The organism is Streptomyces rubrogriseus, from assembly GCF_027947575.1.
Classification (GTDB): domain Bacteria; phylum Actinomycetota; class Actinomycetes; order Streptomycetales; family Streptomycetaceae; genus Streptomyces; species Streptomyces rubrogriseus.
Genome location: NZ_CP116256.1, coordinates 2,265,702 through 2,279,732, shown reverse-complemented (window position 1 = coordinate 2,279,732; position 14,031 = coordinate 2,265,702). Strand labels below are relative to the sequence as shown.

At 70.9% G+C, this 14,031-nt stretch carries 13 protein-coding genes and 1 pseudogene; 7 read left to right on the top strand and 7 right to left on the bottom strand.

Annotated features, from left to right (window positions below; translation table 11 throughout):
• Positions 1–94: 94 nt before the first annotated feature.
• The 3 genes from Sru02f_RS10040 (at position 95) to Sru02f_RS10030 (ending at position 2,130) form a co-directional block, all read left to right on the top strand.
• Positions 95–877, top strand: coding sequence for a sporulation protein (locus Sru02f_RS10040; protein ID WP_109032070.1), 783 nt, complete (start codon positions 95–97; stop codon positions 875–877).
• 50 nt (positions 878–927) lie between these two features.
• Entirely contained in the window at positions 928–1,467 is a 540-nt protein-coding gene (locus Sru02f_RS10035; protein WP_109032069.1) for a YbhB/YbcL family Raf kinase inhibitor-like protein, read from the top strand.
• Positions 1,468–1,623: 156 nt separating this feature from the next.
• Positions 1,624–2,130 (top strand): HNH endonuclease, encoded by a 507-nt coding sequence (locus Sru02f_RS10030; protein WP_007388340.1) that lies wholly within the window; start codon positions 1,624–1,626, stop codon positions 2,128–2,130.
• A gap of 143 nt (positions 2,131–2,273) precedes the next feature.
• Here Sru02f_RS10030 and Sru02f_RS10025 read toward each other — a convergent pair whose 3' ends face one another.
• From Sru02f_RS10025 to Sru02f_RS10015, 3 genes and pseudogenes are all read right to left on the bottom strand, one after another.
• Positions 2,274–3,233, bottom strand: coding sequence for an SPFH domain-containing protein (locus Sru02f_RS10025; protein WP_059301910.1), 960 nt, complete (start codon positions 3,231–3,233; stop codon positions 2,274–2,276).
• Positions 3,234–3,410: 177 nt separating this feature from the next.
• Complete coding sequence (locus Sru02f_RS10020) at positions 3,411–3,842, bottom strand: NfeD family protein (protein ID WP_109032068.1); 432 nt, start codon at positions 3,840–3,842, stop codon at positions 3,411–3,413.
• A 321-nt stretch (positions 3,843–4,163) separates the two neighbouring features.
• A pseudogene (locus Sru02f_RS10015) lies at positions 4,164–4,694 on the bottom strand (ABC transporter ATP-binding protein); the annotation flags it as partial.
• Between the two features lie 153 nt (positions 4,695–4,847).
• Between Sru02f_RS10015 and Sru02f_RS10010 the strand changes: the two are divergent.
• On the top strand, positions 4,848–5,636 hold the full coding sequence (locus Sru02f_RS10010) for a hypothetical protein (RefSeq protein WP_109032066.1): 789 nt from the start codon (positions 4,848–4,850) through the stop codon (positions 5,634–5,636).
• Between the two features lie 170 nt (positions 5,637–5,806).
• Here Sru02f_RS10010 and chpE read toward each other — a convergent pair whose 3' ends face one another.
• From chpE to Sru02f_RS09995, 3 genes are all read right to left on the bottom strand, one after another.
• Entirely contained in the window at positions 5,807–6,055 is a 249-nt protein-coding gene (gene chpE, locus Sru02f_RS10005) for a chaplin ChpE (RefSeq protein WP_003977022.1), read from the bottom strand.
• A 169-nt stretch (positions 6,056–6,224) separates the two neighbouring features.
• A complete protein-coding gene (locus Sru02f_RS10000) occupies positions 6,225–6,866 on the bottom strand; it encodes a response regulator (protein WP_109032065.1) in 642 nt (213 codons plus the stop codon).
• The gene (locus Sru02f_RS09995) at positions 6,859–8,004 is read right to left on the bottom strand and encodes a GAF domain-containing sensor histidine kinase (protein WP_109032064.1); all 1,146 of its coding nucleotides are present in this window, start codon (positions 8,002–8,004) and stop codon (positions 6,859–6,861) included. The genes Sru02f_RS10000 and Sru02f_RS09995 overlap by 8 nt, the downstream gene beginning before the upstream one ends.
• Before the next feature lie 217 nt (positions 8,005–8,221).
• Between Sru02f_RS09995 and Sru02f_RS09990 the strand changes: the two genes are divergently transcribed.
• The 3 genes from Sru02f_RS09990 to Sru02f_RS09980 all read left to right on the top strand — a co-directional run bounded on the left by Sru02f_RS09990 (position 8,222) and on the right by Sru02f_RS09980 (position 11,066).
• On the top strand, positions 8,222–8,917 hold the full coding sequence (locus Sru02f_RS09990; RefSeq protein ID WP_109032063.1) for an SDR family NAD(P)-dependent oxidoreductase: 696 nt from the start codon (positions 8,222–8,224) through the stop codon (positions 8,915–8,917).
• Positions 8,914–9,993: an S-adenosylmethionine:tRNA ribosyltransferase-isomerase gene (locus tag Sru02f_RS09985; RefSeq protein WP_109032062.1), complete on the top strand. Its 1,080-nt coding sequence runs from the start codon at positions 8,914–8,916 to the stop codon at positions 9,991–9,993. The genes Sru02f_RS09990 and Sru02f_RS09985 overlap by 4 nt, the downstream gene beginning before the upstream one ends.
• A 353-nt stretch (positions 9,994–10,346) precedes the next feature.
• Positions 10,347–11,066: a transglycosylase SLT domain-containing protein gene (locus tag Sru02f_RS09980; RefSeq protein ID WP_109032061.1), complete on the top strand. Its 720-nt coding sequence runs from the start codon at positions 10,347–10,349 to the stop codon at positions 11,064–11,066.
• A gap of 126 nt (positions 11,067–11,192) precedes the next feature.
• On the opposite strand, the gene Sru02f_RS09975 is transcribed toward Sru02f_RS09980, so the two are convergent.
• Positions 11,193–13,796, bottom strand: a complete 2,604-nt coding sequence (locus Sru02f_RS09975; protein WP_167469533.1) for an ABC transporter ATP-binding protein/permease — start codon at positions 13,794–13,796, stop codon at positions 11,193–11,195.
• Between the last annotated feature and the right edge of the window lie 235 nt (positions 13,797–14,031).

Below are 14,031 nucleotides of genomic sequence, written 5' to 3'. Positions count from 1 at the left end.
CCGCCTTGCCAGGGTGTGGGGCGCGGAACCGGCCACGGTCGGATCGCGTTTGTATGGGTCGAGGATCCACACGTAAGCCTGGAGAGGGAGAGACATGGCGTTCAAGAAGCTGCTCGCGAGTCTGGGGGCCGGCGGGGCTTCGGTCGAGACCGTGCTGAGCGAGAGCAACGTCGTTCCGGGGGGTGTCGTCCAGGGCGAGGTGCGGATCCAGGGCGGGTCCGTCGACCAGGAGATCGAGGGACTGTCGGTCGGGCTTCAGGCCAAGGTCGAGGTGGAGAGCGGCGACCAGGAGTACAAGCAGGACATCGAGTTCACGAAGGTGCGGCTCGGCGGGGCCTTCCAGCTGAAGGCCGGCGTGGTGCACGCGGTGCCCTTCGGGCTGGAGATCCCGTGGGAGACGCCGATCACCATGATCGACGGGCAGGCACTGCGCGGGATGAACATCGGCGTCACCACGGAGCTGGAGATCGCGCGCGCCGTGGACTCCGGTGACCTGGACGCCATCAACGTGCATCCGCTGCCGGCGCAGAAGGCGATCCTGGACGCGTTCATCGGTCTGGGCTTCCGCTTCAAGAGCGCGGACATGGAGCGGGGCCACATCCGGGGTACGCGGCAGCAGCTGCCCTTCTACCAGGAGATCGAGTTCTTCCCGCCGCAGCAGTACCGCGGGCTGAACCAGGTCGAGCTGAGCTTCGTGGCCGACGCGCAGGCGATGGACGTCGTGCTGGAGATGGACAAGAAGCCCGGGCTGTTCAGCGAGGGCAGCGACACGTTCCGTTCCTTCAAGGTCGGGCTGAACGACTACCAGGGCACCGACTGGACGGCGTACCTCAACCAGTGGCTCTCCGAGGTCGGCAGCAAGCGCAACTGGTTCTAGAAGATCTAGGCTCGGTCATCTCTGCACCAGACCATTCAGGAGGTACCGAGGTGACCGAGTCGAAGCGGCGTCCGCTCCCCCATGACTTCCACCCGCCCGTGCCGTCGTTCACCGTCACGAGCGACGACGTCCGGGAGGGCGGGACGCTCAAGGACGCTCAGGTCCACGCGGCCGGGAACACCTCGCCGCAGCTGCGGTGGGAGGGCTTCCCGGCCGAGACCAAGAGCTTCGCCGTGACCTGCTACGACCCGGACGCGCCGACGGGCAGCGGGTTCTGGCACTGGGTGGTGTTCGACATCCCGGCCTCGGTGACGGAGCTGCCGGTGGGGGCGGGCAGCGGCACGTTCGAGGGACTGCCGCAGGGTGCCGTACACGCGCGCAACGACTACGGCAGCAAGGACTTCGGCGGGGCCGCGCCGCCGCCCGGTGACGGCCCGCACCGGTACGTGTTCACGGTGTACGCCGTGGACCAGGAGAAGCTCGGTCCGGACGCGGACGGCACCCCCGCCTTCGTCGGCTTCAATCTGCGCTTCCACACGATCGCGCGCGCCCAGCTGGTCGGTGAGTACGAGGTGCCCGCCGACAGCTGACCCGGCTGAGCGTTCATGGAACGTTTGCCCGCCCCTGGTCTTGGAATGGATCAGGGGCGGGCATCTTTATATTGCGTTGTCCATCTCGGCGTGCCCGGCCAGAGTTGATCCCAGCCCGCCAGGGGGTGGGCCGGTGCGCACGGGAGGTGGGCTGGTATGCGGGACACGCTGGTGCTGAACGCGAGCTTCGAGCCGTTGTCGACGGTGACGTTGAACCGAGCCGTCGTTCTGGTGCTCCAGGACAAGGCCGTCGTCGAGCAGGCCCACCCCTCGCTGCGCATGCGCGGAGCCGCGCTCGACATACCCGCGCCGCGGGTGATCAGGCTGTGCCAATACGTGCGGGTGCCGTTCCGAAGACGGGCTCCGTGGTCGAGGCGGGGGGTGCTGGTCCGGGACCGGCACCGGTGCGCGTACTGCGGGCGGCGGGCGACGACCGTCGACCACGTGGTGCCGCGGTCGCACGGCGGGCAGGACACCTGGCTGAACACGGTGGCCTCGTGCGCGGAGGACAACCACCGCAAAGCGAACCGGACTCCGGAGCAGGCGGGGATGCCGTTGCTGCGGGAGCCGTTCGAGCCGACTCCCGCGGATGCGATGTTGCTGGCGCTGGCTCGGGACGACTTCGCTGCGCTGCCGGAGTGGTTGGTGCTGGACGCTGCGTGACGGCTGCGCCGTCGGGGCTTGGGTTTTCTGCCCCGAGGGCGTGCCGTTCGTGGCGGGTCGCGCCCACGCGGCGGAGCCGCACGTCGATACGGTCCCGCGCCCCCTGAGGGGCGCGCCAGTCGCCCAGCGTCCAGTGGGTACCGTCAGTCGATCGACGGCTTCTCGCGGCGTTCCTGGGCCGGGACGCTTGCGCCGCCGTTGCCGCCTCCGCTGCCTGAACCGCCGCCCAGGCCGCCGAGGTTGCCCATGGCGCCGGAGAGGCCCTTGAGGGCGTCGCCGATTTCGCTGGGGACGATCCAGAGCTTGTTGGCGTCGCCCTCGGCGATCTTCGGGAGCATCTGGAGGTACTGGTAGGAGAGCAGCTTCTGGTCCGGGTCGCCGGCGTGGATGGCCTCGAAGACCGTACGGACGGCCTGGGCCTCGCCCTCGGCGCGCAGGGCGGCGGCCTTGGCCTCACCTTCGGCGCGCAGGATCTGGGACTGCTTCTCACCCTCGGCGCGCAGGATCTCGGACTGCCGGACACCTTCGGCCTGGAGGATCGCGGCGCGCTTGTCACGGTCGGCGCGCATCTGCTTCTCCATCGAGTCCTGGATGGAGGTGGGCGGTTCGATGGCCTTGAGCTCGACGCGGTTGACGCGGATGCCCCACTTGCCGGTGGCCTCGTCGAGGACGCCGCGCAGGGCCGCGTTGATCTCCTCGCGGGAGGTCAGGGTCCGTTCCAGGTCCATGCCGCCGATGATGTTGCGCAGGGTGGTGACGGTGAGCTGCTCGATGGCCTGGATGTAGCTGGCCACCTCGTAGGTCGCGGCGCGGGCGTCGGTCACCTGGTAGTAGATGACGGTGTCGATGTTGACGACCAGGTTGTCCTGGGTGATGACCGGCTGCGGCGGGAAGGGGACGACCTGTTCGCGCAGGTCGATGCGGTTGCGGATGGTGTCGATGAACGGGACCACGATGTTGAGGCCCGCGTTGAGTGTCCGCGTGTAGCGGCCGAAGCGCTCGACGATGGCGGCGCTGGCCTGCGGGATGACCTGGATGGTTTTGATCAGGGCGATGAAGACCAACACCACCAGGATGATCAGGACGATGATGACCGGTTCCATCGTGGGTGTCCGTCCCCTTCTCCGCCTCGTCGCTCCGGCAGATCCTATTGACCAGATCCTTTGATCTGGCTGACCCTGACTACTGCTGATCTTACGGCTGTTGAGGATCTTGCTGGTCGAGTCTGACAGACCGTCGCGCGGCGCGGAGGCCGTTCGGGCCACTTGTGCACGTCGGGGTCACATGATGACCGCCGTGGCTCCGTCGATCTCCACGACGTCCACTTCCTCGCCCGGCTCGAAGGCGCGCCCGGTGTCCAGGGCGCGTGCCGACCAGACCTCCCCGGCGAGTTTGATCCGGCCGCCGGCACCGTCGACCCGTTCCAGGACGACGGCCTGTCTGCCCTTCAGAGCGTCCACTCCCGTGGCCAGTTGGGGCTGTTGGGAGCGGTGTCGGGCGGCGATGGGCCGTACGACGGTGATGAGGGCGACCGAGACGATGACGAAGACGAGCACCTGGACGACCAGGTCCGCGCCCAGTCCGGAGGCGACGGCGGCGGCGACCGCGCCGACGGCGAACATCCCGAACTCCGGCATCGCGGTCACGACGAGCGGGATTCCGAGCGCTGCCGCGGCGACGAGCCACCACACCCATGCGTCGATGTCGTTCACGCTGTCATGGTAGGTCCGTTGGGACCACCGGGGACAGGGCGCACGGGGGGCGGGTCAGGACAGCGGGAGCCCCTTGGCGGTCCACCGGTCCCCGGCCTGCTCGACGACGAGCGGGAGTCCGAAGCAGAGGGACAGATTGCGGGAGGTCAGTTCGAGCTCCAGCGGTCCGGCGGCCAGGACCTTGCCCTGACGGATCATCAGGACGTGGGTGAAGCCCGGGGCGATCTCCTCGACGTGGTGGGTGACCATGATCATGGAGGGCGCGATGGGGTCGCGGGCCAGTCGGCCGAGGCGGCGGACGAGGTCCTCTCGGCCGCCGAGGTCGAGGCCGGCGGCGGGCTCGTCGAGGAGGAGCAGCTCGGGGTCGGTCATCAGGGCGCGGGCGATCAGGGTGCGCTTGCGCTCGCCCTCGGAGAGGGTGCCGAACCTGCGGTCCAGGTACTCGGTCATGCCGAGGCGGTCGAGGAAGGCTCGGGCGCGCTGCTCGTCGATGTCCTCGTACTCCTCCTGCCAGCCGGCGGTCATGCCGTACGCGGCGGTGAGCACGGTCTGCAGGACGGTCTGGCGCTTGGGCAGCTTGTCGGCCATGGCGATGCCGGCGACGCCGATGCGCGGGCGCAGTTCGAAGACGTCGGTGCCGGGCTTGCCGAGGGTCTCGCCGAGGATGGTGGCGGTGCCGCCGCTCGGGTAGAGGTAGCTGGACGCGACGTTGAGGAGGGTGGTCTTGCCGGCGCCGTTGGGACCGAGGATGACCCAGCGCTCGCCCTCCTTGACCGACCAGGAGACCTGGTCCACCAGAGCCCGGCCCTCGCGGACCACGGTTACGTCCTGAAGCTCCAGAACATCGCTCATGAGCGCGTTGTCTCCCCTTGCATTGTGGCCGGTCTCGGCTGTCGCGTACACCTGTGACTCGGGCCGCGGCGCCGGTGGGCGCAGGCCCCTCCAGGAAATCTACGCCACCGGTCGGCGTAACCGTTCCATCGGTCCGGTCCTTAGGGTGGGGGCATGCTCTCGGAACCACGCGCAGGGCGCCTTGCCGCCTGGGGAAATGCCCTTATTGCCCATTTGGTCTCGCCGGACGACGCCGCGGTCGCGATCGTGGGCGAGGACGCGGTGCACCGTGTGGAGGGGCTGCCTGGTGAAGCCGCGCCGGTCGGACTCACGCTGGCGTTGGGGCGGCTGCGGGCGCTCGGCGCGGTCGGGCTGCGGATCGCGCTGCCGGCGCCGGGGCATCCGCTGGGGCTGAGCGGGCCGCCGGAGTTCAACGCGCGGGCGCTGGAGGCCGAGGAGGCGGTGATCTGTGAGGGGGCCGCGCTGGGGCTGGTGCCGGAGGTGTACGAGGCGGGGCCCGAGGGGGACGTGCACGTCGAGGTCGTCTGGCACTGCCTGCCGGTGCGGGAGGCGCCGCCGGCGGACGTGCCCTCGCTCGGGGAGGCGGAGCGGGAGCTGGCTGAGGCGCTGCGGGACGCGACGGAGGTGCTGACGCGGCTGGATGTCGCCGGGTCGGGGCCGGTGGCGGAGGCGGCGGTCGCGGCGTACCGGGCGCGGGCGGAGCGGTCGTCCGGGCGCGAGGTACTGGCTCCGGGGTATCCGCCGCGGGCGGTGCGGGTGCTGGAGCTGGCGCAGCGGGTGGGGATGCTGGTGTCGCTGGCGTCGGAGAACGGGCACGGGGGTGCGGTGAGCGCGTCCGAGATGGCCGCGCGGGGGGATGCGCTCAGGCCGGTGGAGCGGGTGGCTCGGCGGGCGCAGGTCGCGGCGTACAACTCCGTTGTGGTGGAGCGGGGGATGCGGTGACCGTTCTTCCGGCCTGTGCTCCGTGCTGGTGTGACCGTCCCGGGGGCTGCGCCCCCGGACCCCCGCTCTCGGCCTGAACGGCCTCGTCCTCAATCGCCGGACGGGCTGTGTCATGCCGATGCGGCCTCCCAGTGGTCCCGGGAGGCCGCAGGCATCGTTTGCGACCGACGTCAGTGGTTGACGCCCAGGTTGCCGAAGGCCGGGTTCAGGACGCCGATGACGTTGACGCTGTTGCCGACGGCGTTGACCGGGATGTGGATCGGCGCCTGGACCAGGTTGCCCGAGGCGACGCCCGGGGAGCCGACGGCCTTGCCGTGGGCGTGGGCGCCGCCGTCGGTGGCGGAGGCCATGCCCGCGCCGGCGGCGATCAGGCCACCGGCCACCATCGTCACGGCCGCTGCCTTCTTCAGGTTCTTCACTTACAACCCCTCCTTGCGATCGCCGCGACAGTCGCCGCAGCACGCACTGGAGAACGGCCGGACCCCTCGAAGGATGCGCCGTATGGGGGACATTCCCACGACGGTATGAATCTCCGACCGGAGGGGAACCCTCCGCTGCCCCGCCACGTACAGGGGCGGTCGGTCGCGGTCAGCCGGCCACGCCGTGGCGCACGGCCCACAGGGCGGCCTGGGTGCGGTCCGCGAGGTCGAGTTTCATCAGGATGTTCGAGACGTGGGTCTTCACCGTCTTCTCGGAGAGGACGAGCGCACGCGCGATCTCCCGGTTGGAGCGGCCGTCCGCTATCAGGCCCAGCACCTCGCGCTCCCGCTCCGTGAGGGAGCCCGCCCTGCCCGGCCCGGAGCTGCTCTCCTCCTGGCTCAGGAGGGCGCCCGCGACCTCGGGCTGGAGCAGGATGTGCCCGGCGTGGACGGAGCGGATGGCGCCGGCCAGCGCGTCGGGATCGACGTCCTTGTACACGTATCCGGCCGCGCCCGCCCGCAGGGCCGGGACCACGGTGCGCTGCTCGGTGAAGCTGGTGACGACCAGCACGCGCGCGTGGTTGTCCAGCTCGCGGAGCCTGCGCAGCGCGTCGACGCCGTCCATGCCCGGCATCTTGACGTCCATGAGGATCACGTCGGGCTTCAGCTCCTGGGCGCGGTCGACGCCCTCGGCGCCGTCCGCGGCCTCGCCGACCACCTCGATGTCGTCCTGTACCTCCAGGAAGGTGCGCAGTCCCCGGCGGACCACCTGGTGGTCGTCGACGAGCAGCACCCTGATCGCGTCAGCCACCGGGAACCTCCATCTCGATCGTGGTGCCCTCGCCGGGCGCGGACCGCACGGTGAGCCGGCCGCCGGTGCCGCCGGCCCGGTCGCGCATCGAGACCAGGCCGAGGTGGCGTCCGGCGCGGCGTACCGTGCGCGGGTCGAAGCCGCCGCCGTCGTCGGTGATCCGCAGGACGGTCGCGGTGCCCCGCCGGTGCAGGGTCACCGTGACGCGTTCCGCCCCGGAGTGGCGCAGGGCGTTGTGCAGTGCCTCCTGGGCCACGCGCAGCAGGGCCTCCTCCTGCGCGGCCGGCAGGGCTTTGACGCCGTGGCCGGTGAAGGTCACGCGGGCGGCGTGGGCCCGGTCGAGGACCTGGATCTGGGTGCGCAGGGTGGCGACCAGGCCGTCCTCCTCCAGCGCGGCGGGGCGCAGCTCGACGACGGCGGCGCGCAGCTCGTCGGCGGCCTCGGCGGCCAGGGTCGCGACCTGGTGCAGCTCCTCCTTGGCGCGCGCGGGGTCGCGGTCGACCAGGGCGGTGGCGGCCTGGGCGGTCAGGCGCAGGGAGAAGAGCTTCTGGCTGACCGCGTCGTGCAGTTCGTGGGCGAGGCGGGAGCGCTCCTCGGCGATGGTCAGCTCGCGGCTGCGCTCGTACAGGCGCGCGTTGGTGAGGGCGATGGCGGCGTGCTGGGCGAGGATGCCGAGCAGTTCCTCGTCGTCCGCGGTGAAGCCGCAGCCGCCCGCGGGCTTCTCACAGTTCTTGTTCGCGAGGAACAGGGCGCCGAGCACCTCGTCGCCGTCCCGGATCGGCAGGCCCAGGAAGTCGACCAGGTCGGGGTGGGCGGAGGGCCAGCCGCCGAAGCGGGGGTCCTTGCGGACGTCGGCGAGGCGCTCGGGGGTGGCCTCGTGGAGCATCGCGGCGAGGATGCCGTGCTGGCGCGGCAGCGGGCCGATGGCCTTCCACTGCTCGTCGCTGACGCCGTCGACCACGAACTGGGCGAAGCCGCCGTGGTCGTCGGGGACGCCGAGGGCGGCGTACTGGGCGTCGAGCAGCTCGCGGGCCGAGGCGACGATCGTCTTGAGGACGTCGCGCACCTCGAGGTGCCTGCTCATGGCCAGCAGCGCGGAACTCACCGCGGTGAGGCCGGACCGGGGGCCGTGGCTCATGTCCTCACGGTACCCGCGGCGGGTGGGGGCGGGATCGGCCCGGTGACGGGCGTCGCCTAGGGCGGTGGGACTAGGTCCGGGGTCCCGTCCGGCCGGCCTAGGGCGAAGGGCCCTCGGAGGTTGGGGCCCGTGCCCGAGGCGGGGGCGGCGGCCGGTTCCTACGTTGAGGATCACGCCGGCCGGACGGACGGCGGGGACGACGAAGAGGACGTGTGTCATGCCGGTTGCGATCATCACGGGGGCGTCCAAGGGGCTGGGCCGGGCACTCGCCGAGGCCCTGGCGGCACGGGGGTGGGACCTGGTGCTGGACGCGAGGAGTGCCGAGGTCCTCAAGGAGGCGGCGAGGGGGCTGGAGGTGTACGGCACGCGCGTGGCGGCGTTGCCCGGCGACGTCACCGACTCCTGGCACCGGACGGGGCTGGTGACGGAGGCCCGGCGGCTGGGCGGCGTGGATCTGCTGGTCAGCAATGCCAGCGCGCTGGGCGCGGAGCCGCTGGTGCGGCTGGCGGAGCTGCCCCTGGAGGGTCTGCGGCGGGCTCTGGAGGTGAACGTGGTGGCCGCGCTGGGCCTGGTCCGTGAGGCGCTGCCGCTGCTGCGGGAGGCTCCCGCGGGCGCGGTGCTGACGATCAGCTCCGACGCGGCGGCCGAGGCGTACGAGACGTGGGGCGGCTACGGGGCGTCCAAGGCGGCCCTGGACCAGCTGGCGGCGGTGCTGGGGGCCGAGGAGCCGGGCCTGCGGGTCTGGGCGGTCGATCCGGGGGACATGGCCACGGACCTGTACGCGGCGGCCGTGCCGGACGACGAGGATCCGCGGCCGGACCCGGCGAGTGTCGTGCCGGGGCTGCTGCGGCTGCTGGACGAGCGTCCGGCGAGCGGGCGCTACGGGGCTCCGGCGCTGCTGGAGGCGCGGTGAAGTCGCCACTGGCGGTGCGGGTCCCGGAGGAGCTGTCGGCCCGGGTGCCGGCCGAGCAGCGGGGGCCGGGGCTCGACCGGGACGACGTGCGGCTGCTGGTGTCGCGGGGCACCGAGGTGTCGCACCACGGGTTCGCTGAGCTGCCGGGGCTGCTGCGGGCCGGTGATCTGCTGGTGGTGAACACCTCGCCCACGCTGGCGGCCGCCGTGGACGGCCGGGTCGGGCACGCGCGCGTGGTGGTGCACTTCTCCACGCGCGGGGACGACGGCCGGTGGGCGGTGGAGCTGCGGGAACCGGACGGGAGGGGCACCACGCGCGCGCGTGCGGAGGGAGAGGGGGTGCAGTGGCGCGACTGCGGGGGCCTGGCGGGGACGAAGGTGCGGCTGCCGGGTGGTGCTCGGCTGGTGCTGGAGGAGCCGCTGAGCGCGCGCGGGGAGCGGTTGTGGTGGGCGCGGGTGTCGGGGGTGGAGGTGCCCGCGCTGCTGCGGGAGCACGGGCGGCCCATTCGCTACTCCTATACGGAGCGGGACCAGCCGCTGTCCGTCTACCAGACGGTGTTCGCGCTGCCGTACGCGGACGGGACGGGCAGTGCGGAGATGCCGAGCGCTGGGCGGCCCTTCACGGCGCGGCTGGTGGCGGAGCTGGTGAGCCGTGGGGTGCAGTTCGCACCGGTGACGCTGCACACGGGGGTGGCCTCGGCGGAGTCGCACGAGCCGCCGTATCCGGAGCGGTTCGCCGTGCCGGAGGCGTCGGCGCGGCTGATCAACGCCGTGCGCGCCGGTGACGGGCGGGTGGTGGCGGTGGGGACGACGGCCGTACGGGCGGTGGAGTCGGCGGCCGGGGCCGACGGGGTCGTACGGGCGCGGGCCGGGTGGACCGGTCTGGTGGTGACGCCGGAGCGCGGGGTGCGGGTGGTGGACGGCCTGCTGACGGGCCTGCACGAGCCCGAGGCCTCACATCTGCTGATGCTGGAGGCGGTGGCGGGGCGGGCGGCGATCGACCGCGGGTACGAGGCTGCGGTGCGGCGGCGCTACCTGTGGCACGAGTTCGGGGACGTCCATCTCCTCCTGCCGTAGGAGGGCGGCGCACACCCACTCACACATCGCATTGCTCCAGCAACTAGCAGTGAGAAAGGTGGGGGGTCGATGTGAGCCCGCGCATAGGGCGCACGTCACGTACGAAGGGGAGTAGGAGAACGACTCGTCCGTTTTGAGCGGGGCAGATGGTCCAATCTGCCCCGCTTTGCCGTTCCCTGATCCACTACCCGGCTTCGTACGTCACACCTTTGCCTCCGGATTTTGCGGCCGCTAAGAATTGCTCTCGTCGCTCAGCGCCGTGGGTTCTCCCCCGCGGCGTTTGTGCCGGAAGCACCAACTGTCCCCACCGGACGAGAGCGACCTCCGCGCTATTCGAAGAGGTCTATCCCGCCATGCTCAAGAACATCCTTCCCCGTGGTCGCAGTCGTTCCCTGAACCGCACCCAGAAGGCCGCGATCGCCGGCGTCGGCGCGCTCGGCGCCGCCGCCGTCGCCCTCACCGCCGTCCCGGCCAGCGGCCAGACGACGACCACGAGCGAGGCCGCTCCCACGGCCAAGGTGGCGTACAGCACCAAGCAGATCCAGGACGTGCACGCCGGTGTCACCGGCCAGCTCGCCGGCGCGAGCCAGAAGGTCGCCGCCATCGAGGCCAAGAAGGAGGCGGCCGCCAAGAAGGCGACCGCCGAGAAGAAGGCCGCCGCCAAGAAGGCCGCGGCCAAGCGTGAGGCCAAGGAGTCCACCAGCCGCTCCGCGCAGCGCACCGAGGTCAAGAAGGCCGCGCCGAAGTCCTACCCGAACAACCTCGACGGCTGGATCCGCGAGGCCCGGTCCATCATGAAGAAGCACGGCATCCCCGGAACCTACGAGGGCATCCACCGCAACATCATGCGGGAGTCCTCCGGCAACCCGAAGGCCATCAACGACTGGGACATCAACGCCATCAACGGCATCCCGTCGAAGGGCCTGCTCCAGGTCATCCCGCCGACGTTCGCGGCCTACCACGTCCCCGGGACCTCCAAGAACATCTACGACCCGGTCGCCAACATCGTCGCCGCGTGCAACTACGCCGCGGACAAGTACGGCACCATGGACAACGTCGACAGCGCGTACTGAGGTCGGCGCGGACCTCTTCACGACGTCGCCGACGCCGCACCGCAACGCCGAAGGGCGGCACCCTCCTGACGGGGTGCCGCCCTTCGGGGCGTGCGGGCCGGGCCTGCGGGCCCGCCGGACCTCGGGTTACTTGCGCATGACCTCGGGCTCGTGCCGCCGCAGGAAGCGGGCGACGAAGAAGCCGCAGATCACGCCGAGGACGATCAGCGCGACCATGTCCATGCCCCAGGCGCCGACGGTGTGCTCCCACAGCGGGTCGGCCTCGGCGCCCTTCTCGGGCGGGCTGATCCTGTTGAAGTCCAGCGTGGCACCGGCCGCGGCGACCGCCCAGCGCGAGGGCATCAGGTACGAGAACTGGTTGACGCCGACCGCGCCGTTCAGGGCGAAGAGGCAGCCGGTGAAGACGACCTGGATGATCGCGAACATCACCAGCAGCGGCATGGTCTTCTCGGCGGTCTTCACCAGCGACGAGATGACCAGGCCGAACATCATCGAGGTGAAGCCGAGGGCCATGATCGGCAGGGACAGCTCGACCAGCGTCATCCCGCCGAGGACCAGCCCCTCCTCCGGGATCTCGCGGCTGGCGAAGCCGATCACGCCGACCAGCAGGCCCTGGAACACCGTGATCAGGCCGAGCACGAAGACCTTGGACATCAGGTACGCGGACCGGGACAGGCCGGTCGCGCGTTCCCGCTCGTAGATCACCCGTTCCTTGATCAGCTCACGGACCGAGTTCGCGGCACCGGCGAAGCAGGCGCCGACCGCGAGGATCAGCAGGACCGTGGTGGCGGTGCCGTTCGGGATGATCCGGCCGGTCTGCGGGTTCGCGGGGTTGGGCAGCAGGCCCTTGTCCGCGTCGATGAGCAGGCTGACCGCGCCCAGCACGGCGGGCAGGATCACCATCAGGGCCAGGAAGCCCTTGTCGGAGGCGATCACCGACGTGTAGCGCCGCACCAGCGTGACGAACTGCGACATCCAGCCCTGCGGCTTCGGCGGCTTCATCGCCTGCATCGGCGGCACCTGTACGGACTGCGGCGCGACGGCGTCGAGGTCCGCGGCGTACATCTGGTAGTGCTGCGAGCCCTTCCAGCGGCCCGCCCAGTCGTAGTCGCGGTAGTTCTCGAAGGCGGAGAAGACGTCGGCCCAGGTGTCGTAGCCGAAGAAGTTCAGCGCCTCCTCGGGCGGGCCGAAGTAGGCCACGGAACCGCCCGGCGCCATCACCAGGAGCTTGTCGCAGGTCGCCAGCTCGGCCACCGAGTGGGTGACGACGAGGACGGTGCGGCCGTCGTCGGCGAGGCCGCGCAGCAGCTGCATGACGTCCCGGTCCATGCCCGGGTCGAGGCCGGAGGTCGGCTCGTCCAGGAAGATCAGCGACGGCTTGGTGAGCAGCTCCAGGGCGACGGACACGCGCTTGCGCTGGCCGCCGGACAGGGACGTGACCTTCTTGTCCTTGTGGATGTCCAGCTTGAGCTCGCGCAGCACCTCGTCGATGCGGGCGTCGCGCTCGGCGGCCGTGGTGTCGGCCGGGAAGCGGAGCTTCGCCGCGTACTTGAGCGCCTTCTTGACGGTCAGCTCCTTGTGCAGGATGTCGTCCTGCGGGACCAGACCGATGCGCTGGCGCAGCTCGGCGAACTGCTTGTACAGGTTCCGGTTGTCGTAGAGGACCTCGCCCTGGTCGGCCGGCCGGTAGCCGGTGAGCGCCTTGAGCAGGGTCGACTTGCCGGATCCCGACGGACCGATGACCGCGATCAACGACTTCTCGGGCACGCCGAAGGAGACGTCCTTGAGGATCTGCTTGCCGCCGTCGACCGTGACGGTCAGGTGACGGGCGGAGAACGAGACCTCACCGGTGTCGACGAACTCCTCGAGCCGGTCGCCGACGATCTGGAACGTCGAGTGGCCGACACCGACGATGTCGGTCGGGCCGAGCAGCTGCGAGCCGCCCTTGGCGATCGGCTGGCCGTTGACGTACGTGCCGTTGTGCGAGCCGAGGTCGCGGATCTCCATGCGCCCGTCGGGCGTCGAGTGGAACTCCGCGTGGTTGCGGGAGACCTGGAGGTCCGAGACGACCAGGTCGTTCTCCAGGGCACGGCCGATGCGCATGACGCGGCCGAGCGAGAACTGGTGGAACGTGGTCGGGCTGCGGTCCCCGTGGACCGGTGGCGCCCCCGCCGCGCCGCCTGGTCCCTGCTGCTGGGGGAAGTGCGGCGCGACCTGCTGCGGCGCGACCTGCTGCGGTGGCTGTTGCTGCTGCCAGCCCGCCTGCTGGGCCGGGTGCTGCTGCCCGTGCTGCGGCGACTGCTGCGGCGGCGCCTGCTGCTGGAACGGCTCCTGCGCGGGCGGCGCCTGCTGGGCCCAGCCCGCGTTGGCGCCCTGCGCGGCGTACGGCTGCTGCTGTTGCTGCTGCGGCTGGGCCTGCGGCGCGCCGGCCGGGGCCTGTGCGCCGGTCAGGCTCACGCGTGGCCCGTCGGTCGCGTTGCCCAGGTTCAGCACCGTGCCGGCACCGAGTTCCATCTGCTGGACCCGCTGCCCGTGCACGAACGTGCCGTTGGTGCTGCCGTGGTCCTCGACCACCCAACTGCGGCCGTTGAAACTGATCGTGGCATGTCGCCAGGAGACCCTGGCGTCGTCGAAAACAAGCTCCCCCTGCGGATCGCGTCCTAGCGCGTATGACCGGGACGGATCGAGCGTCCAGGTCCGTCCATTGGATTCCAGTACGAGTTCCGGCACTCCATGCCCCACTGAGTTGTCCCCCGATGTACCCCCGTCGCGGGGAGTCTAGGGATGTCGAACATCGGGGGGAACTATTTCAGGCTCGGGGCCCTGACCGAAAGTCGGGCCTTGTGAAAAGTGCGTATGCACCCATCGGCCGTTCCCGTTGACGGGGTTGAAACCTGCCCGGAGAGTGGTATTCCACGCGAGGGGGACATGCGCGGCAACCTGACCGCGCAGCGGATCGGGGGGT

What these genes read in the sequence shown, in the direction of transcription:
- Sru02f_RS09995 (WP_109032064.1), bottom strand. Translation starts at nt 8,004, where the DNA reads ATGAGCCACGGCCCCCGGTCCGGCCTCACCGCGGTGAGTTCCGCGCTG.
- Sru02f_RS09980 (WP_109032061.1), top strand. Translation starts at nt 10,347, where the DNA reads ATGCTCAAGAACATCCTTCCCCGTGGTCGCAGTCGTTCCCTGAACCGC.
- Sru02f_RS10025 (WP_059301910.1), bottom strand. Translation starts at nt 3,233, where the DNA reads ATGGAACCGGTCATCATCGTCCTGATCATCCTGGTGGTGTTGGTCTTC.
- Sru02f_RS09990 (WP_109032063.1), top strand. Translation starts at nt 8,222, where the DNA reads ATGCCGGTTGCGATCATCACGGGGGCGTCCAAGGGGCTGGGCCGGGCA.
- Sru02f_RS10040 (WP_109032070.1), top strand. Translation starts at nt 95, where the DNA reads ATGGCGTTCAAGAAGCTGCTCGCGAGTCTGGGGGCCGGCGGGGCTTCG.
- Sru02f_RS10010 (WP_109032066.1), top strand. Translation starts at nt 4,848, where the DNA reads ATGCTCTCGGAACCACGCGCAGGGCGCCTTGCCGCCTGGGGAAATGCC.
- Sru02f_RS10030 (WP_007388340.1), top strand. Translation starts at nt 1,624, where the DNA reads ATGCGGGACACGCTGGTGCTGAACGCGAGCTTCGAGCCGTTGTCGACG.